At 65.3% G+C, this 18,990-nt stretch carries 16 protein-coding genes, 1 tRNA gene and 1 riboswitch; of the genes, 16 read left to right on the forward strand and 1 reads right to left on the reverse strand.

Going from position 1 to position 18,990, the window contains the following annotated elements; translation table 11 throughout:
* Nucleotides 1-36: 36 nt before the first annotated feature.
* The 14 genes from ACP7AU_RS06010 to ACP7AU_RS06075 all read left to right on the forward strand — a co-directional run bounded on the left by ACP7AU_RS06010 (nt 37) and on the right by ACP7AU_RS06075 (nt 13,995).
* Nucleotides 37-273 carry a hypothetical protein gene (locus ACP7AU_RS06010; RefSeq protein WP_426038798.1) on the forward strand — a complete coding sequence of 79 codons (237 nt, stop codon included), beginning with the start codon at nt 37-39 and terminating at the stop codon, nt 271-273.
* On the forward strand, nt 270-1,316 hold the full coding sequence (locus ACP7AU_RS06015; protein WP_426050829.1) for an SPFH domain-containing protein: 1,047 nt from the start codon (nt 270-272) through the stop codon (nt 1,314-1,316). The genes ACP7AU_RS06010 and ACP7AU_RS06015 overlap by 4 nt, the downstream gene beginning before the upstream one ends.
* Before the next feature lie 289 nt (nt 1,317-1,605).
* A complete protein-coding gene (locus tag ACP7AU_RS06020) occupies nt 1,606-2,829 on the forward strand; it encodes a DNA recombination protein RmuC (RefSeq protein ID WP_426038796.1) in 1,224 nt (407 codons plus the stop codon).
* A 109-nt stretch (nt 2,830-2,938) separates the two neighbouring features.
* A complete protein-coding gene (locus tag ACP7AU_RS06025) occupies nt 2,939-3,358 on the forward strand; it encodes a hypothetical protein (RefSeq protein WP_426050830.1) in 420 nt (139 codons plus the stop codon).
* Nucleotides 3,359-3,362: 4 nt separating this feature from the next.
* Nucleotides 3,363-3,560, forward strand: coding sequence for a helix-turn-helix transcriptional regulator (locus ACP7AU_RS06030; RefSeq protein ID WP_303695961.1), 198 nt, complete (start codon nt 3,363-3,365; stop codon nt 3,558-3,560).
* A 5-nt stretch (nt 3,561-3,565) separates the two neighbouring features.
* Nucleotides 3,566-4,150 (forward strand): hypothetical protein, encoded by a 585-nt coding sequence (locus ACP7AU_RS06035; protein ID WP_426050831.1) that lies wholly within the window; start codon nt 3,566-3,568, stop codon nt 4,148-4,150.
* Nucleotides 4,151-4,181: 31 nt separating this feature from the next.
* On the forward strand, nt 4,182-5,153 hold the full coding sequence (locus tag ACP7AU_RS06040; protein ID WP_426050832.1) for a TraB/GumN family protein: 972 nt from the start codon (nt 4,182-4,184) through the stop codon (nt 5,151-5,153).
* Nucleotides 5,154-5,275: 122 nt separating this feature from the next.
* A riboswitch (cobalamin riboswitch) is annotated at nt 5,276-5,481 on the forward strand.
* A gap of 154 nt (nt 5,482-5,635) precedes the next feature.
* Nucleotides 5,636-7,597, forward strand: coding sequence for a TonB-dependent receptor plug domain-containing protein (locus ACP7AU_RS06045; RefSeq protein ID WP_426050833.1), 1,962 nt, complete (start codon nt 5,636-5,638; stop codon nt 7,595-7,597).
* Nucleotides 7,598-7,600: 3 nt separating this feature from the next.
* On the forward strand, nt 7,601-7,756 hold the full coding sequence (locus ACP7AU_RS06050; protein WP_426038791.1) for a hypothetical protein: 156 nt from the start codon (nt 7,601-7,603) through the stop codon (nt 7,754-7,756).
* Nucleotides 7,756-8,643: an ABC transporter substrate-binding protein gene (locus ACP7AU_RS06055; RefSeq protein WP_426050834.1), complete on the forward strand. Its 888-nt coding sequence runs from the start codon at nt 7,756-7,758 to the stop codon at nt 8,641-8,643. The genes ACP7AU_RS06050 and ACP7AU_RS06055 overlap by 1 nt, the downstream gene beginning before the upstream one ends.
* Nucleotides 8,640-9,626 carry a FecCD family ABC transporter permease gene (locus ACP7AU_RS06060; protein WP_426038789.1) on the forward strand — a complete coding sequence of 329 codons (987 nt, stop codon included), beginning with the start codon at nt 8,640-8,642 and terminating at the stop codon, nt 9,624-9,626. Before ACP7AU_RS06055 ends, ACP7AU_RS06060 begins: the two co-directional genes overlap by 4 nt.
* Nucleotides 9,623-10,405 (forward strand): ABC transporter ATP-binding protein, encoded by a 783-nt coding sequence (locus ACP7AU_RS06065; protein WP_426038788.1) that lies wholly within the window; start codon nt 9,623-9,625, stop codon nt 10,403-10,405. Before ACP7AU_RS06060 ends, ACP7AU_RS06065 begins: the two co-directional genes overlap by 4 nt.
* A 516-nt stretch (nt 10,406-10,921) precedes the next feature.
* Nucleotides 10,922-12,982 carry a TonB-dependent receptor gene (locus tag ACP7AU_RS06070; protein WP_426050835.1) on the forward strand — a complete coding sequence of 687 codons (2,061 nt, stop codon included), beginning with the start codon at nt 10,922-10,924 and terminating at the stop codon, nt 12,980-12,982.
* A gap of 455 nt (nt 12,983-13,437) precedes the next feature.
* Nucleotides 13,438-13,995: a hypothetical protein gene (locus ACP7AU_RS06075; RefSeq protein ID WP_426050836.1), complete on the forward strand. Its 558-nt coding sequence runs from the start codon at nt 13,438-13,440 to the stop codon at nt 13,993-13,995.
* Between the two features lie 196 nt (nt 13,996-14,191).
* Here ACP7AU_RS06075 and ACP7AU_RS06080 read toward each other — a convergent pair.
* Nucleotides 14,192-14,265, reverse strand: a tRNA-Gly gene (locus ACP7AU_RS06080).
* 300 nt (nt 14,266-14,565) lie between these two features.
* Here ACP7AU_RS06080 and ACP7AU_RS06085 point away from each other — a divergent pair.
* A complete protein-coding gene (locus ACP7AU_RS06085; protein ID WP_426050837.1) occupies nt 14,566-16,083 on the forward strand; it encodes a hypothetical protein in 1,518 nt (505 codons plus the stop codon).
* A 78-nt stretch (nt 16,084-16,161) separates the two neighbouring features.
* Nucleotides 16,162-18,798 (forward strand): TonB-dependent receptor domain-containing protein, encoded by a 2,637-nt coding sequence (locus ACP7AU_RS06090; protein ID WP_426050838.1) that lies wholly within the window; start codon nt 16,162-16,164, stop codon nt 18,796-18,798.
* Nucleotides 18,799-18,990 lie beyond the last annotated feature (192 nt).

Genomic DNA, 18,990 nt, shown 5'->3' on the forward strand with positions numbered 1-18,990 from the left:
AAACACGCTCTGATCCAGTCTGGGGAGGGCCGTGCGATGGGACGTGAAATCAGGGTGGCCCTCGGAGCCTCCGCCGGCATCGCCGCCCTCGTGATCGGCTTCATCTTCCTGATCCGCTACGCTGTGCCGGCGATCCTGGAAGCCCATTTCGCGGGCAGTCTGATCACCGCCTCGATCGTCGGCATCGCCGGGGTTCTGGCCCTCGTCTGGGCCGCATGGAAATTGTTCGTCTGGGCGTCGCGTGCGCTCGGCGCTGGGGGAAGCGACCAATGACATTCGGCGCCGGCGTGACCCGCTTGAAGCCCTCTCTCCCCGGCGCATCGGCGGGGCGGACCATCGCCCTGATCGTCCTGATCCTCGGACTGATAACGGTTGGCGGCATCAGCGTTTCATCGTGCAGCGTCACGGTCGAGAGCGGCTATATGGGCATCAAGACCACCAAGTTTGGCCCCAACCCCGGCGTCCAGCGCGATGAACTCGGCCCGGGCTTCCACTGGGAAGGCATCGGCGAGAAAATCCGCACCTACCAGACGCTCCAGCGCACCTATTCCTACACGCGCGAGGCCAATGCCGACGGGCGCGAGAACGAGGAGATCATGTTCTCTGACGTCCTTGGCCTGCCGATGACCGCCGACGTCGCCCTGACCTTCAAGGTCCGTGAAGACAAGGCTGCGGACCTCTATGCGACCTGGCGTCAGGAGTTCGACGCCTTCATCGACGGGCCCCTGCGGACCTCGGTGCGCGCCGCCATCGCCCGCGAGACGGAAAAGCTTCCCGTCGCCTGCAACGCCGAGATGGGGGCTCCGGGCCGCGCGCCCATCGTCGCCGTCGCCCCGGTCGAGGGTGCGCCTCTTCCTGTCGGAACCCAGGACGCCGAGGACTGCCCCGGCCAGCTGATCGGCCCCGGCCGCCAGATCGTCCTGCAACGCGCCATGGAGGCGCTCCAGCGGGAGTGGACGCCCCAGGGGCTCGACATCATTCGCATGGAATGGGTCGGTTCGATCCGCTACCCGGAGAGCGTGGTCGCCGCCATCCAGTCGCGCACGACGGCCGAACAGAACACCCGCGCCGCCCTCGAACGCGTGAACCTCGAACGCGCCAATGCCGAGGCCCGCATCGCCCAGGCGCGCGGTCAGGCCGGGGCCAACCGCCTTCTCGCCGAATCCATCCGTTCCAACCCCGAGGTGGTGCGACTGCGCGAGGTTGAGCGGACGCTCGGCATCTGCCCTCTCAGCGCCGACACCTGCGTGGTCGGGGCAGACGTCAACATCTCCGCCCTGATCGCCTCGCGCGACGGTGCGGCGGCGGCGCAATAGGAAATATCGTTCCGGAGAAAACCTGCGTCCGATTTTGACGCAGGGGCATGTCAGGATCGGCCGTGATGCTCCACGCTCTCCTGATACCAAACCCGACTCAACAGACTATCTCGACTCCCGTTTTCCGGAACCGGGTCAGGCCGATCGGGACTCAATGGACTATGTGGACTCTGTTAGTCGGAGTCGGCTGGTCCTCGGCTCGGAGCGACTCTGTCGACTCTGTCGAGTCCATTTCTGGAGTCGCTCCGATCTGTGGCCTACCTCGGCGACTCCCGCTAAGGAACGGAGCATGAACACGCTTTCGATCGTCCTCGCCATCGTTTCGCTGGCTCTCGCGGCCGGTTTCCTGTGGGCCTTTCTCGGCTGGCAGAAGGCGATGGGCGCCCTGTCTTCGGCCCACGAGAAGGTCGCCCTGATCGAGGAAAGCCGCACCACGATGGGAGACCTGTTGCGCGCCCAGGCGGCCCAGTCGGCCCAGGTCATCGCCGACCAGATGGTCACCCGCGCGACCGAGACCTTCCAGGCCCAGGACCGCGTCGCCCGCGAGCGGATGGAGGCCCAGCTGAAACCTGTCGCCGAGACCCTGGCCAAGTTCGAAACCCAGGTCGCCGCGCTTGAGAAGGCGCGGGCGGAGGAGACCGGCACGCTCAAGGAACAGCTCTCGGCCCTGATGATCGCCTCGACCGCCACCCGCGACGAGGCCAAACGGCTCACCGAGGTCCTGCGCGGCAACACCGGCCGGCGCGGCCGCTGGGGCGAACAGACCTGCCGCAATGTGCTTGAGGCCGCGGGTATGGCCGGCCGGTTCGATTTCACCGAACAGTCGTCCAGCGCCAATGACGAGGGTCGCCAGATGCGGCCGGACTTCCTGGTGCGTTTGCCGGGCGGGGGCCTGTTCGTCATCGACGCCAAGGTGCCGCTGGCCTTCCCCGACGCCGCCGAGCCGGACGACGAGGCGCGCGATGCAGCCATGTCGGCGCGCAACGCCGCCAGCATCAAGAACCATGTCAGGGATCTGGCGGCCAAGGCCTATCAGGACCAGTTTAAGCCCAGCCCCGACTTCGTCGCCCTGTTCGTACCCTCTGACGCCTTCCTGTCGGCGGCGCTGGATCGCGAGCCGGAACTGATGACCGACGCCATGGCCCGGCGCGTCATCATCGTCACACCCTCGACCCTGTTCGCCCTGTGCAAGGCCGTCGCCTATGGCTGGCGGGCCGAGGAGCAGTCGAGAAACGCGGACGAGGTCGCGAAACTGGGCAAGGAACTCTACAAACGCCTCTCGGTCATGGGCGGCCATGTCTTCGGCGTCGGCCGGGCGCTGGAACAGGCCGTCGGCAAGTACAACCAGTTCGTCGGTTCGCTGGAGAGCCAGGTCATGGTCTCGGCCAAACGGTTCGAGGATCTGCAGGTCGATCACGAGGGCAAGGAACTGCCCCAGTTGACCGCCATCGACCAGGCGCCGCGCGCCCTCAGCCGTCCGGAACTGATCCACGACAAGGCCGCCGGGGCCTGATTCCGCCGGCGCTCTGACGTCTGACAAGGTCGCTTGACATCCACGGCCGCGGGTGTAAAACAGCCTTGTCATATCGACAAGGATGCGTGTCTTGGCTCTGGAGGCTCGAGTGTCGGAACATCCCTTGAGGCGCTACGGGGCCGTCATGGGCATCTGCGTCCTGGCAGGCATGGCCGCCGGCGCAGTGGCCGGCGTCGTCAGCGCGACCTCCGACGAGGCCAGCCTCGGCGGCGCGGCCATGGCCACGGCCGTCGCCCTGGCCATGGCCGCCGCCCTCTGGGCCTGTTTCCGGTGGTGGAAGGGTCTCGATGAAGCCGCGCAGGAAGCGCACAAATGGGCCTGGTGGTGGGGCTCCACCGTCGGCCTGTGCTTCGCCGGCGTCGTCCTGCTGACCCTGCTCTACGGCGCTGGCGATCTCGGAGAGGCGCCGATCAAATCCATCCTGATGTTGGGCACCGCCATCGTCACAGGCTGCCAGATGGTCGGCTACGGCGTCGCCTGGGCCGCCTGGTGGCTCAGGCGGCGGTGACCGCATGAACAACCATCTCAGGACCCTGCGCGCCGACCGGGGTTGGAGCCAGGCCGACCTGGCCGCCGCCCTGGGCGTCTCGCGCCAGACCGTCAATGCCCTGGAGACGGGCCGCTACGACCCCTCGCTGCCGCTCGCCTTCAAGATCGCACGCGTCTTTGAACAACCGATCGAAGCCATCTTTTCGGACACAGGAGCCTGAGCCTCATGTCGCGTTCTGAAATCTCGACCCAGCCGCTCGTCGTCAAGATCCTCGGCGGTCTGGCCCTGGCCGCCGTCGGCGCCCTGACAGGCGCTGGCCTCGCCAACGCCATCGAGGGTCGCAACATGCCGTGGGCCGACAGCCTGGCCCTGGCCATGGCGGTTGCCCTGATCACCATCGGCGTCCTGAGCGCCAACACCATGGCCCTGCGTCCATCGACCGTGCCCAAGGGCTGCGGGGTTCTGCAGATTATCGTCTTCATGCTCGCCGGGGCGATGTTCCTGGCGCCCATGTACGCCTCGGCGTTCGTTACGGCCGACACTGTGTTTGCAGGCATCGCGGTCCTCCTGGCCGTCCAGACCGTGGCCAACGTCATGCTCTGGCGACGCGCGGACGAGATGCTGCGACAGGTCATGGCCGAGACCAGCGCCATCGCCTTCTGGGCCCTGCAGACCGCCCTTTTCCTCTACGCCGCCGCCGAACGGCTGGGACTCGTCGACACGATCAGCGGCTGGGGCCTGACCGGCATCCTGATGGCCGTATACCTCGTGTCTTCCATCGCCGCCGCCGCTCGCCGCGGCATTCACTGAACGCCCTTACCGAACCACAGGATTTTGCAGCATGACGCTCAGCAGCCGCCTGAAGACCACCACCGTCTCCATGGGGAGGACCGCCGTCGGCGTCGCTCTCGGGATCAGCCTCGCTGCAGTCCTGCTGGCCGGCGCGCCCAAGGCCTTCGCTCAGGACGCCGCCCCGGCTCACGACCACGCCGTCATCGTTCAGGCGGTTGGCGACGGCCCCGCGCTGTGGTCCATTTCTGACGCCGATTCGACCATCTACCTGTTCGGCACGGTCCATGTGCTGCGTCCCGACACGCCCTGGGGCTCGGCCATGGTCGACGCCGCCTTCGACGCCAGCCGGAACGTCATTTTCGAGATATCCAATCCCGACGATCAGTCCGCGCTGATGCCTCTGATCCAGCAATACGGCCTGTCGCCCCAGACCCCGCTGTCCAGCCTGCTGACGGCCGAGGAACTGGCCCATCTCGATGTTGCCGCGCGCTCCATCGGCGGTAGCGCCGCCCAGTTCGACCCGCTCCGTCCCTGGCTGGTGGCCCTGTCCCTGTCGGTCGCCCCGCTGGTGAAGGCCGGCTACGATCCCGCGTCGGGCGTTGAACTGATCCTCAAGCATCGCGCCGAGGAGGCCGGCAAGCCGGTCACGGGTCTGGAGACCATCGACCGGCAGGTCGAGATTCTGGCCGGCCTGTCGCAGGACACCCAGCTGGCCTTCCTGCGTTCGACGCTGGAGGATTTCGACGAGGCCACGACCGAGCTCGACGCCCTCGTCGATGCCTGGGCCACCGGTGATGTAGAGGCGATCGACCGTATCGGCGTGGCCGAGATGAAGGCGGAATCGCAGGAGGTCTATGACGCGCTGCTGGTCCGCCGCAACACCGCCTGGGCCGACCAGATCCAGACCCTGCTCGCCGGGTCGGGCACAACCTTCATCGCCGTCGGCAGCGCCCATCTCGCCGGCGACGACAGCGTCCAGGAAATCCTGGAAGCGCGCGGCGTCGAGGTCGCGCGCCGGTAGCGGACTTCAGCGACAGGGGCAGGCCGGCGACGATCAGCACGGCCTCGTCTGCTGCCCGGGCGCCGCGAGGACGAGAGTGGTCGCCATGCAGCGCTCCATTGCCGAGCTTCGCACAATGGCCTAATTGTCCCTTTGCGACAGGTTCCCCAGTAATGGGGATGAAAAGGGAACTCAGGTGTGAAACCTGGGCTGCCCACGCAACTGTAAGCGGCGAGTCCGCGCACCAATAGCCACTGGGTCCGAAGGCGAAAGCCGGAGAGCCTGGGAAGGCGGTGCGCACCGGCATTGACCCGCGAGCCAGGAGACCTGCCCGTCGTGGTCGTCCTTCGCGCGGACGTGGTGTGCCGAGCGAAACGGGGTCTATCCCGAATGGCGACGTCTGTTGGGCCGTGCATCGCTGCGCGGTCGCGACCGGGCGCGTCTCCATGTCCGATCGCGGCCGTTCTGCGCGCCGGCTCGTTGTCAAACGAGGGATTGGACCCATGAGAAACGCACTGATCACAAGCGCCGCCACGGCTGTTCTCCTGCTCGCCGCCAACGCCGCGAGCGCACAAAACGCGACATCCGTCACCGACCCCAGCCTGCTGGACGATGTGGTGGTCACCGCCAACCGCTCGGCCCAGTCGGCCGCTCGCGTCGGCCAGTCGGTCACCGTCCTGACGACGGAAGACATCAGGACCAGCCAGGCCGTCGGCGTCGCCGATCTTCTGGTCCGCACGCCGGGCGTGACCCTGTCGCGCAACGGCGGGATCGGCTCCCCAACCTCTCTGCGTATCCGCGGTGCCGAGACGGACCAGACGGTCGCGGTCATCGACGGCGTCAAGCTGAACGATCCCTCGGGCACCGGCGGCGGCTACAATTTCGGCAACCTGCTCGTCGGCGACATCGCGCGCATCGAGGTGCTGCGCGGCGCCCAGTCGACCCTGTGGGGCTCCCAGGCCATCGGCGGGGTGGTCAATATCGTGACCGCCGGACCGACCCGCCCGTTCCAGGCCGGCATCGACGCCGAGGTCGGTTCGCGCGGCACGACATATCTGCGCGGCAACATAGGCGGGGCCAACGAGCGCGCGACCTGGCGGCTGGCTGCGTCGCACTACGAGACGGAGGGTTTCTCGGCCTTCGCGCGCGGAAGCGAGACGGACGGTTACGAGAACTTCGGGCTGAGCGGCCGAGCCAACGTCCGCATCCTGGAAGGCGTCTCGCTCGACTTGAGCGCCGTCTATTCGGACGGAACCGTCGACGCAGATGGCTTCCCCGCGCCCCTGTTCGCCTTCGGAGACACGCGCGAGACAGCGAGCACCAAGGAGCTGGTCACCTACACGGGCCTGAACGTCGACCTGTTCGACGGTCGCCTGAGCAACCGGATCGCCTATGCCTACACCCGCACGGACCGGGCGCTGCTCAATCCCGATCAGGCGGCGACCAACGTCACCTTCGACGCCGAGGGTCTGAACAGGCGCTACGAGTACCAGGGCGTGCTGGACCTTCGCGAAGGCTGGACGGCCACCTTCGGGGCCGAGCACGAGGACAGCGCGTTCAGCTCCGCCTCGCCATCCTCCTTCACCCCGAACCCTGTGCCGGCGACGGCCGAGGTCGGTCTCGACGGCGTTTATGCTCAACTACAGGCGGAGGTCATCGACGGCCTGACCCTGACGGGCGGCGTGCGTCGCGACGAGCACGACACCTTCGGCGGCAAGACCCTGGGCCAGGCTGCCGCGGCCTGGTCTCTGAACAACGGCTCGACCGTCGTGCGGGCCAGCTTCGGCCAGGGCTTCAAGGCGCCGAGCCTGTATCAGCTCTACAGCGACTACGGGAACACGGCCCTGGCGCCGGAAGAAGCGGACGGTTGGGATGCCGGCGTCGAGCAGCACCTGCTGGACGATAATCTTATCCTGTCGGCGACCTTGTTCGCGCGCGAGACGACGAACCAGATCGACTTCGTGTCCTGCTCCGGCACGGCGACGCCGGCGGCGGCTCCCCTGTGCTTCCACAACGGGGTGCGCCGCTTCGGCTACTACAACAACGTCGCCCTGACCGAGGCGGATGGCTTCGAACTCGCGGCGGATTATGAGATCGGGTCATTCCGGGTCAACGCCAACTACACCCGGACCAACACCGAGAACCGCACCCCGGGCGCCAACCTGGGTCGTGAACTGGCGCGCCGTCCCAAGGATGCGGCCAACCTGACGCTCGGCTATGTCTGGCCGTTCGGACTGTCGACCTCGGTCGCGGTCCAGCACGCGGGCGACAGCTTCGACAACGCCTCGAACGCCGCGCGTCTGAAGGGTTACACCCTGGTCGATCTGCGCGCGTCCTACCCGATCAACGAGACGCTGGAGGTCTATGGCCGGGTCGAGAACGTCGGCGACGAGGTCTATGAGACCACCCGCAACTACGGCGTCGCGGGGCGCGGGACCTTCGTCGGCGTGCGCGCCCGGTTCTAGGCGATGTCGGGCGCCATTCATCACGGCGGGCGACTGGCCGAGGCGCGGAGGGACCCGGCGGGGGTGGCCGCGCTGGAGGCCGCCGCCGCCCGGCTTCGTCGTTGGATCGGTAAATGGCCTGTCGGGACGGACGCCATCGCCATGGGGATCGACTTCTGATGATGCTGGACCGGCGGATGGTGATGGGGGGCGGGCTGGCGATGACGGTCGGGTGCAGCGTCGCGCCCGGGCCGCCCGCGCCGGTCTCGCCCGGTCGGCCGCAGCGGATCGTGTCGCTGAACCCCTGTCTCGACGTCATCCTGGTGCGGGTGGCGGATCGGGCCCAGATCGGGGCGCTGAGCCACTATGCGCGCCAGGACTATGGCTCGACCATCGCCGACATCGCCCGCACCCTGCCGTTTACCTACGAGACGACGGAGGAGGTGATCGCCCTGCGGCCGGACCTCGTCATGACGGGCAGGCTCTCCTCGCTGGCGATGCGCAACGCACTGGATCGGCTCACTATCCCAACCGCGCTGTTCGACGTGCCCGAGACTGTCGCCGCCAGCCTCGAACAGGTGCAGGAGGTCGCCCGGCGGGTCGGCCATCCCGAACGGGGCGAGGCGCTGGTCGCTGAGATCGGGGCCGCCCTGGCCGCCGCCGCGCCCGCGTCCGGAATGCGGCCTGTGTCGGCGCTGGTCTTCATGCCGGGCGGGTTCGCCTCCGGGCCGGGGACTCTGATGGACGAGATGATGACCCGGACCGGCCTGACCAACGCAGCGTCGCGCTACGGCCTTCAGCGCACGATGAACGTGCCGCTCGAAATGGTCGTTGCCGACCCGCCGGACATCTTGCTGTCCGGCGAAGCCTATCCCGGCGCACCGAGCCGGGCCGAGCGGGTGATGGAGCATCCGGCCCTGGCGCGCGTCGCCGGCGACATGCAGCGGGCTGTGTTCCCCGAACGTCTGCTGTTCTGCGGCGGCCCGGTTCTGATCCAAACGGCGGCGGCCTTGTCGCGCGCCCGCGACTCCGCATTGGCCAACCAGGTGGGGGCGAGGCAAGCATGAAGCCGATCAGCCGATCTTTTCTCTATGCGGGGCTGCTCGCGCTGCTGGTGATCCTGTTGGGGATCAGCCTCATCGCCGGCAAGGTCTGGGTGCCGTTCAGCGCCTGGACCCAGCCTGACATTGATCCGCGCTGGGCCATCGTCTTCGAACTGCGTCTGCCGAGGACGATCCTCGGCATCTTGGTTGGGGCGGCCCTGGGTCTCTCGGGTGCCGTGCTGCAGGGCTATACGCGCAACCCGCTCGCCGATCCGGGGGTGCTCGGCGTCTCGGCCATGGCGGCGCTGGGGGCGGTGCTGACCCTTTATTATGGCGTAACGGCCTACGCGCCCTGGGCCCTGCCGGTCGCGGCGATCAGCGGGGCGCTGATCGGGGTCGCCATCCTGATGCTGCTGTCGGGGTCGGCGTCGAGTCTGGTGACCTTCATTCTGGCGGGAGCCATTCTCAACATCCTGTCCAGTGCGGGCGTGTCGCTGGCCCTGTCGTTGGCGCCCAACCCGTGGGCGGTGAACGAGATCGTCGACTGGCTGATGGGATCGCTGGCGGATCGCAGCTTCGAGGAGGTGAAGATGGCGCTGCCGCTCATCGCCATCGGCTGCGGTCTCCTGCTGACCACCGGGCGAGCGTTGGATGCGCTGACGCTCGGCGAAATCGGAGCGCGGTCGCTGGGCATCTCCATGTCGAAGACGCGCTGGGTGCTGGCGCTCGGCGTGGGTCTGGCTGCGGGGGCCAGTGTCGCGGTGACGGGCGTGATCGGTTTCGTCGGACTGGTGACGCCGCATCTGCTGCGTCCGTTGGTCGGCGCCCGACCAGGTGCGTTGCTTGTTCCAAGCATCCTCGGCGGGGCGGTCATTGTGCTGGCCGGAGACATTCTGGTGCGGATGACCCCGGCGGCGGGCGAGGTGAAGCTGGGGGTCGCCATGGCCGCGCTCGGCGCGCCGTTCTTTCTCGTTCTGTTGCTGAGCCTGAGGAGGAAGATCGCATGAGCGTCCTGTCCTGCACCGACCTGAATGTCCACATCGGCGGCAAGTCGATCCTGGCGGCCGTCAGCCTGTCGATCGAGGCCGGCAAGGTCACAGCCGTCGTCGGCCCCAACGGCGCCGGCAAGTCGACCCTGCTGGCCTGCCTCGCGGGGTTGCGGGAGCCGACCTCGGGCGGGCCCCTGCTGGATAGCGTCCCCCTTTCCGGCATGAAGTCCTACAACCGGGCAAAGCGCCTCGCCTTCCTGCCCCAGACTCCGGAGATCGCCTGGGCGGTCGAGGCGCGGACCTTGGTCGAGCTGGGCCGCACCCCCTTCATCGGCGCGCGCGGTCAGTCCGAGGAGGACCATGCGGCCGTGGATCGCGCGATGGCCGCCGCCAATGTCATCGCGTTCGAACACCGTATCGTCGACACCCTGTCAGGCGGCGAGCGGGCGCGGGTGCTGATTGCGAGAGCGCTGGCCGGAGAGCCCGAATGGCTGCTGGCCGACGAGCCCCTGACCGGCCTCGACCCGGCGCATCAGCTTGGCGCCGCGGCTCTGTTCCGCCGGTTGGCGGACGACGGTGTCGGCATAGTGGTGACCCTGCACGACCTGTCGATGGCGTTGCGCATGTCTGACCGGATCATCGTCCTGGCCGAGGGCGGCGTCCTGTCCGACGAGCCGTCCGCGACCGCCCTGTCTCCCGAGGTACTGAGGCGCGCCTATGGCGTCGAGGCGACTCTCACCCAGGGGCCGGGGGGGGCTCTGATCGACGTGATCCGCCGTGTGACCCTGCCTCATTAGAAGGGAGGCTCCTCTCCAGCTCCGAAAAGCCAGCATGGGTGTCCACTGAAACGGGGAGGATTAAAACTGCACCGCCCTGAAGGGCCAGGTGCTGGAGCGGGCGGCGGGAATCGAACCCGCACGAAAAGCTTGGGAAGCTTTCATTTTCGGTTACAAAACAGCCTCTTGGATGCAAAATGATCCTGGCGCTTTACGACGCCCATGCTTCGGCAACGTAATGCCTGCCGCTTGAACGGCCGAGCCATCCAGGGCCTTAAACAATCCGGTAAATGTCTGAGTCTGACTCTTTGCTGCGGTTCGGAAGGTCCGCTTTGCGGTCCGAAGCCGATGACTGCTCCCGACCCTAATCAGACATTTGAAGCGGGATTGACGTCATGCCCTGTCCCCACAGGGGGTCGCTCCCTTCCTCAGACCGGTTATCGTCGGATGCCCGCATGCCGCTAAAATCTGGTGTTGCTAATGATAATGGGTCTCAGTATCAGGGGCGATCTTTCCATTTCTGGGCGTTCGACTGCGATGCGTTTTCTTCTGGCCTCTGCTGTTCTGACCATAGCTGTGCCGACAGGGGCGAATGCGCAGGAAACACCCTCCGACTTGGGTGTTATCATAGTGACCGGTCAGACAAGGGGCTATGTCGCGATCAACTCCGTGACGGCGACGAAGACCGACACGCCGCTGATTAATGTGCCCCAAAGCGTCAGCGTGATAACCCGAGAACAGCTGGACGATCAGGCCGCCCATAGCCTGTCGGACGTCCTTCGTTATGTGCCAGGGGTGACTGTGGGTCAGGGCGAAGGAAACCGCGACCAGATTACGCTGCGCGGGCAGAACACGACCGCAGACTTCTTCCTGGATGGTGTTCGCGATGACGTTCAATACTATCGTGGGCTCTACAACCTAGAACGTGTCGATGTGCTCAAGGGGCCTTACGCCCTGATCTTCGGTAGGGGGGGCGGGGGCGGCATCGTGAACCGGGTCCAGAAGACACCGAACGACGCAGGCTCGTTTGCATCTGGGCGGCTATCGGCCAACACCTTCGGTGCCTTCGATCTGTCGGCCGACGTCAACACGCCTATCGGAGGCAAGGCAGCTTTTCGTCTGAACGCGGTTTACGAAGAACTGAACAACCATCGGGATTTCTATGATGGCCGGCGGTTCGCGGTGAATCCCCATCTGGCGGCTGACCTCGGGGGTAGCTGGCGTGCCGGCCTATCGTATGAATACATCGACGACACCCGGGTCACCGACCGCGGGGTGCCCTCACTGAACAGTCGACCGATCGAGGGCTACCGCGACCAGTTCTTTGGCGTGCCCGGCGTCAACCGGACAACACTTCAAGCCCATATCCTGAAGGCGAGGATCGATGGGGACATTGCGCCCGGCCTGTCGGTATCGACGATGGCTCTGTATGGCGATTTCGACAAGGTCTATGCTAATGTGTTCCCCAACGGTCCGGCGACGGGCCAGACTGGAAGCGTCCCGCTGGCGGCCTATACAGATCCGACGGCCCGCGAGAACCTGCTGGTCCAGAGCAATCTGCTTTGGGAAACGCGCACCGGCCCGGTTGATCATCGCATCCTGTTCGGCTTGGAATACGGCGATCAGACGTCTGCCAACCAGCGCCGCAATGGGGTCCTGTCCACTTCCAGCCTGAACCTTGTCAATCCCGTGTTTCCGACGGTGACCTTCGGTGCTCTTGTGCGTGATACAGCTTCGACGGTCGAAACCGTTTCGGCCTATGTTCAGGACCAGATAAGCCTCGGGGAGCGGTTCGACGCCGTCGCAGGTCTGCGCTTCGACCGGTTCGACATCAAGGGCACTGATTTCCAGCCAACCCCTGATCGGCCCTTTTCACGCACGGATGAAAAAGTGTCGCCGCGTGTTGGCCTGATCTACAAGGCGCGGCCGGATCTGTCGCTCTATGCCAGCTACAGCCGGTCCTTCCTCCCCCGTTCCGGCGACCAGTTTCTCAGCCTGTCCACGACGCAGGAGAATCTCGAGCCAGAGCTTTTCACCAACACCGAGGTCGGCGTGAAATGGCAGGCATGGCCGAACCTGATCCTGACTGCAGCCCTGTTCCAGCTTGACCGGACCAATGCCACCACGCCGGATCCAAGCAACCCGACGCTCACCATCAATGTCGGCAAGACCCGGACCCAAGGGTTGGAGTTGTCGGCGACCGGCAACATCACCGACCGCTGGCAAATCAGTGCCGGCTATGCGTGGCAGGATGCGGTGCTTGCAGGCAACGATTTCGTGCGCCTTGCCCAGGTGCCCGAGCAGCAGTTCAGCCTATGGACCCGTTACGACGTCAACGAGCGGCTAGGCTTGGGCCTGGGCGTTACGCATCAGTCCGACCAGTTCGCAGCGATACGGACCAACAATGCGACCACTCGACTGCCCGGATTTGTGCGGGGCGATGCCGCTGCATTCTATGACCTATCGGACACTGTGAAGTTGCAGGTAAACGTCGAGAACCTGTTCGATGAGACTTATTTCCCGGACGCACACAACAACGCCAACATATCGACGGGTGCGCCGCGCAATGCCCGGCTGACGGTTAGTGCGCGGTTCTAAAGTGCAACTTGGCTTATTTCTGACGGCGTGGTGCAAGGCTTCCGTCCAGACCGTTGTGACAATCTGGGGGCGTCGTCTGGCCCCTCAGCGCGAGCATTATCCTATTCAGATTGTTGATCGGCGTTGAAGGCGGCACCCCACCCGATATGAAACAATATATTGAATTAGCTCAATATTTCGGGGCGAGACGGGGTCCCGACAGACGCCTGTCAGAATGCGCGCCACGTATTGTTATATAGCGAATTCAACCAACTAGGCTGCCTCTCGATGGGGTCTGATTTCGACGCCGATCCACAACGTTGGGCCGCAGTTGGAAGTATTCGGGCCTCTCAACTCGGGTGAGCGACACAAAGAAGGCATCGAAGCCCCCGGTCACAAAACACCTGCATGATGCTCGTGGCACATTCGCTACGCGTCTAAGGCGGGCAGGGCTAAGCGCTCCAGAGATCGCTGACGTGCTCGGATGGGACGAAGAGCGGGTGGAAAAGCTGCTGGCGGTCTACGTCGATCGTCAGACGGTTGTCATGGGCATAGCCGAACGGATCCAAAGGCTCGAAGCCGAAGCCCGAATCGCGCAGGAACGCCGGTCGGCGGAACGCGAGGACGCTGTATTGGTAGTAGGTGCGTCGGTCGATGCCATTATGTCGACCACAGGCCGGAACGAAGAAGCGCTCAGTCACCCACCACGCCGCCGAACGGGCCACAAGCGAGAACTTCAGCCGGCCGCGTTCCGTGAGAAGGTGACAGCCAGCAACGAGGAGCGCAGCAGCATGAAATATCCCTTGATCGGGCTCTGTGCCGTAATGGGCCCCCAAGGCGTTGAACGTCGCAGCCCATGGGTAAGCGACGAATGGCTCGGCTCCGAGATCGCTCGCGATCCCTGGCTGTTCCGCGAAGTTGAGTTCGAAGTCGGCTACTTTGGTTTGCCGTCCGACGTTGACGCTCTGCGCTGGCCGATCCCCGGATCAACGGCCGAAGAGATGGGCCGCCAACTGTCAGCCTCCTACCGCTGATCCAAACGGCGATAGACGAACGTGTCACGCCACGCTTATCGATGCGCCCCGTAGCCGCGCGTTCTGTGAGCTCACGAAGCCAATCCAACCAAAATCGCGTCGAAATGATTTGGGAATCGCTCGTCCAAAATGTCCAAATATGATCCGTGTCCGGATCACTAAGATCCCAGATTGTAGTTCAAAAACAACCGGTTATTGGAGCGGGCGGCGGGAATCGAACCCGCACGAAAAGCTTGGGAAGCTTTCAGGCTACCACTACATCACGCCCGCGGAAGCTGGCGCCAGCCTAGCGGAATGCGCGGGACGCTCAAGCGCGGACTGACGCACGGCCGATTTCTCCAATCCTGTGACATTCACTCCGACATCAGAGTCTTTGTCATCTGCGCGACGTAAAGTATTCGTAGCAAATGTTTGGAGAACATCAGTCCGTATCCGGATCGACTGTAATAATTGCACGTTTTTCTGTCATTTGAACTTTGCATTGAAGTCCTAAAGGCGGCGACGGGATCGCCAGATCGTGTCGGAACGATGCGGCGGCGATCAACCCGTTTCCAACCCGAGGGGATATCGATGCTTCGTCTGACCAAGGTTCTGATGGCCGGTGCGGCCGTGATGGCGCTGGCCGCCTGCGGCTCCGCCGAAGTGGCGTCCCCCGGCGAGGGTGATTTCGGCTCCGGCGGCGGCACGGGTGGCGGCACAGGCCCCACCCCGCTTCCGCCCGGCACCCCGGCCGCTGACTGCCCCACGGGTCTGACCAATGTCGGCACCGTCGCCGCCGGCACCCTGCGCGCCTGCCAGCTGCCCGAGACGATCTCGGGCTCGCTGACCCTGTCGGTCCGCGCCGGCACTATCTACGCCATCTCGGGCCGCACCCAGGTCGGCACCGATCGCGGCGCCGACCCGGCCGCTCCGGTCGCCGGCAGCGTCCAGGGTATCCTGACCATCGATCCGGGCGTGAAGGTCTTCGCCTCGGGCGGTTCAGACTACCTGCTGGTCAACCGCGGTTCGCAGATCTTCGCCGAAGGCACCGGGACCCAGCCGATCATCTTCACCAGCCGCCAGAACGTCGAAGGCGCCACCAACCTGAGCTCGCAAGGCCAGTGGGGCGGCCTCGTCATCGCCGGCCGCGCGCCGACCGCCGTCTGCCCGGCGGGCGTCACGGCCCCGAACGCCTCGTGCGTCGGTCAGGTCGAGGGCACCAGCGCCAACTACGGCGGCAACACCCTCGCCGACAACTCGGGCCGCCTGCGCTACGTTCAGGTCAACTTCTCGGGCTTCGAACTGTCGCCGAACAACGAACTGCAGGCCCTGACCCTGGCCGGCGTCGGTTCGGGCACCACGGTCGAGTTCTTCCAGTCCTACAACTCGTCGGACGATGGCATCGAAATCTTCGGCGGCACCGTCAACCTGCGCAACATCGTCATCAACGGCGCTGATGACGACGGTCTGGACACCGACACGGGCTGGCGCGGTGGAGCCCAGTTCGGCATCATCACCCAGAAGCCGACGGCCGTGACCAACGGCAGCCGTGGCCTGGAATGGTCGGCCGCTCCGTCGGGCACCGCCTTCTTCGCCCAGCCCAAGGTCTCGAACTTCACCATCGTCGGCCGTAACGCCGCTGTGGCCGCTGACGCGCTCATCACGATGAACACCGGCACCCAGCCGACGGTCATCAACTCGGTGTTCACCAACCCGACGACCTCGGCCGCCGCCTGTCTGGACATCGACGACGCCCAGACGGTCACTAATGCCCCGATCTTCCGCTCGGTCTACTTCGCCTGCTCGCGGCCCTATGAGGACGACTCGAACGTGAACGCGGCGGCCACCGCCGCAGTGTTCATCTCGGCCACCAACGTGAACAACACGGCCGCCGGAACCTCGACGATGACGGCCCCGGCCGGCGCGACGATGACCAACAACGGCCTGACCTTCATCAACGGCGCCAACGAGACGGCCGTCGTGGCGACCAACGGCAACGCCCTCTACCCGTTCTTCACGTCGGTGACCTACATCGGCGCCGTGCGGAACACCGCCGACACCTGGTACCTCGGCTGGACCTGCGGTCTGGCGGCCGGTTCGACCTGCTGATGACGAAGACCGGGGCGGCCCTTGCGGGCCGCCCCGGTCTCGCCGTCCCTTTCGTTGAACCCCTTCAAGGCGCAGATCATGAAGACGCTTTCCCTGACCCTGAGCGGGGTCCTGCTGGCCACCAGCGCGTTGATCGCGCCGGGGCTCGCCTACGCTCAATCCGCTCCTGCCGAAGCTCCCGCCCAGGTCGCGGCGGCGGCTGAACCGCAGGACGACTCGACCCAGGTCGACGAGATCGTCGTCCTCGGCCGCTACATTCCCGAACCGAACCGCGAGAGCCCGGAAGTCGCAGCCTTCCTGACCGCGGAAGACCTGACTCGCACCGGCGATTCCAACGCCGCGGAGGCCCTGACCCGCGTGACCGGCCTGTCGATCGTGGAAGGCCGATTCATCTATGTGCGCGGCCTGGGCGAGCGCTACTCCTCGGCCATGCTGAACGGCTCGCCCCTGCCGAGCCCCGAGCCGCTGCAGCGCGTGATTCCGCTGGATCTGTTCCCGTCCGACATTCTGGCCGGCGTAACCGTCCAGAAGACCTACTCGGCCAACTATCCCGGCGAGTTCGGCGGCGGTCTGATCGACCTGCAGACGATCTCGACCCCGTCGGATCCCTTCTTCACCTTCAAGGCCTCGCTCGGCGCCAACACTGAGACTACGGCGCAGGAGGGCCTGATCTATTTCGGCGCCCGCACGGACTTCCTCGGCTTCGACGACGGTACTCGTGACATTCCCGGTCCGATCGATCTTGCCTTCGGTTCGGGCAAGCGCATCAACGCCAACAACTACACGGCCGCCGAACTGCGCCGCATGGGCCAGTCGCTGATCAATTCGCCGCTGCGCCTGCTGCAGCGCGAGCAAAGCCCGGTCAACTTCGGCCTCGGCATGACCGCCGGCGCGGCCATGGATACCGAGATCGGCACTGTCGGCGCCGTCTTCGTCGCCGGCTACGACAACGCCTGGAAGAGCCGCGAGGGCGTGCGCCAGACCGGTCGCCTCGATGCGGGCCGCCTCGTCATCGCCAATGACTTCGGGTTCCAGTCGACCCAGAACGACATCGGCCTGAACTTCCTCGGCGGCCTCAGCCTCGTCAACGGCGACAATGAGATCAAGTGGACGAACCTCTACGTCCGCAACGTGACCAAGGAAGCCCGCAGCCAGGAAGGCTTCGACGACGCCGCCGGCTCGACCCGTCGCACGGATCTGACCGCCTGGTACGTTCGCCAGTTGCTGTCGACCCAGCTGACCGGCGAGCATTTCTTCGGCGAAAGCTGGGAGTTCAACTGGCGCGCGGCCTACGCCCAGACGTCACGTGACGCGCCCTACGAGACCCAGTTTGGCTACGGCAAGAACGCCGCCGGCGCCTATATCCACTCGATCCAGTCGAACTCCACCGCCTTCAGCGAACTGAATGACGACGTCGTCTCGGGCGGCGCGGACCTCAGCTACATTCTGCCGCTGTCGGACTATCGCGAAGCCAAGTTCACGGTCGGGGCCTCGGCCTATGACAACAACCGCGACTCGGCCGAGCGGCGCCTGCGCTTCAACGCCATCAACACGCTTTCGGCCGACCAGCTGGAATCGCGCGTCGACTATCTGTTCTCGGACTTCAACATCGGCCCCTACCTCCAGCTCGAGGAAGTGACCGGGTCGAACGGCGCCTCCGCCTACGAAGGCCAGTTGACGGTCAACGCCGTCTACGCCCAGGTCGAGGCCGAGGTGATCCCGCTGGTTAACCTGACCGTCGGCGTCCGCTACGAGGACGGCGAACAGACCGTCAGCCCGATGGATCTGTTCGGCGCCACGACGGGCCTGCGTCGCACCACGATCGACGAGCAGTACGTCCTGCCCGCCGCCACGGTGACCTGGAACTTTGCCGAGGACATGCAGCTGCGTCTGGCTGCGTCCAAGACCATCGGCCGTCCGCAGTTCCGCGAACTGGCCCCGCAGCAGTACCGCGATATCGAGACGGACCGGACCTTCATCGGCAACCAGTTCCTGGTCGATACCGAGATCACGAACCTGGACGCCCGCTTCGAATGGTATTTCGCCCGCCAGCAGTTCATCACGGCCGGTGTCTTCTACAAGGACCTCGAAAATCCGGTTGAATCCAGCGTCGTCGACCAGGGCTCGAACATCTCGCAGACCTTCCTGAACGCGCCCCGTGCGCGGATCGTAGGCGCCGAGATCGAGGCCAAGAAGTATCTCGAGTTCCCCGACAACGGCATGGACTTCATCGCCAACAAGCGCTGGTTGATCCAGGCGAACTACACCTACTCGGACTCTGAAGTGACCGTTGAGGCCGGCGACAAGGTCCTGACGCAGAGCGGGCTGGGCGTGGCGGAAAACGCGTCCTTCTACGTGGTCGACGGCAGCCGTCTGCAAGGCCAGTCGGACCACGTCGCCAACGTGCAACTGGGCTGGGAAGATGACGTGGCTCGCTCGCAGGCGACCTTCATCATCAACTATGTGTCCGAGCGGACCTCGGCCCGGAACATCGCCGGCAATCCGGACCTGATCCAGGATCCCGGTACGTTCCTGGACTTCGTCTACCGCAAGGACTTCGACGTCATCGGCCGTGAACTGGGCTTCGCCCTGGAACTGCGGAACCTGCTCGGCACCAGCTACTCGGAGTACGAAGAGCTGGGTTCGACCAAGATCGACGTCAACTCTTATGACCTGGGCCAGAGCGCCTCGATCAGCCTGACCGCCCGCTTCTAAAGGGGGCTTACGATTTCAAAGACCGGGGCCGTCCACCGCGAGGTGGGCGGCCCTTTTCTGTTCAATCCTCCCCCGTTGGGGGAGGGGGACCGCGAAGCGGTGGAAGGGGCCCGAACCAAACATCGAGTTCGTGGTTGGCCCCCTCCGTCACGTCGCGAAGTGCGCCGCGCCACCTCCCCCGTTGGGGGAGGA

The organism is Brevundimonas sp. SL161 (genome assembly GCF_049896985.1).
Lineage (GTDB): Bacteria > Pseudomonadota > Alphaproteobacteria > Caulobacterales > Caulobacteraceae > Brevundimonas.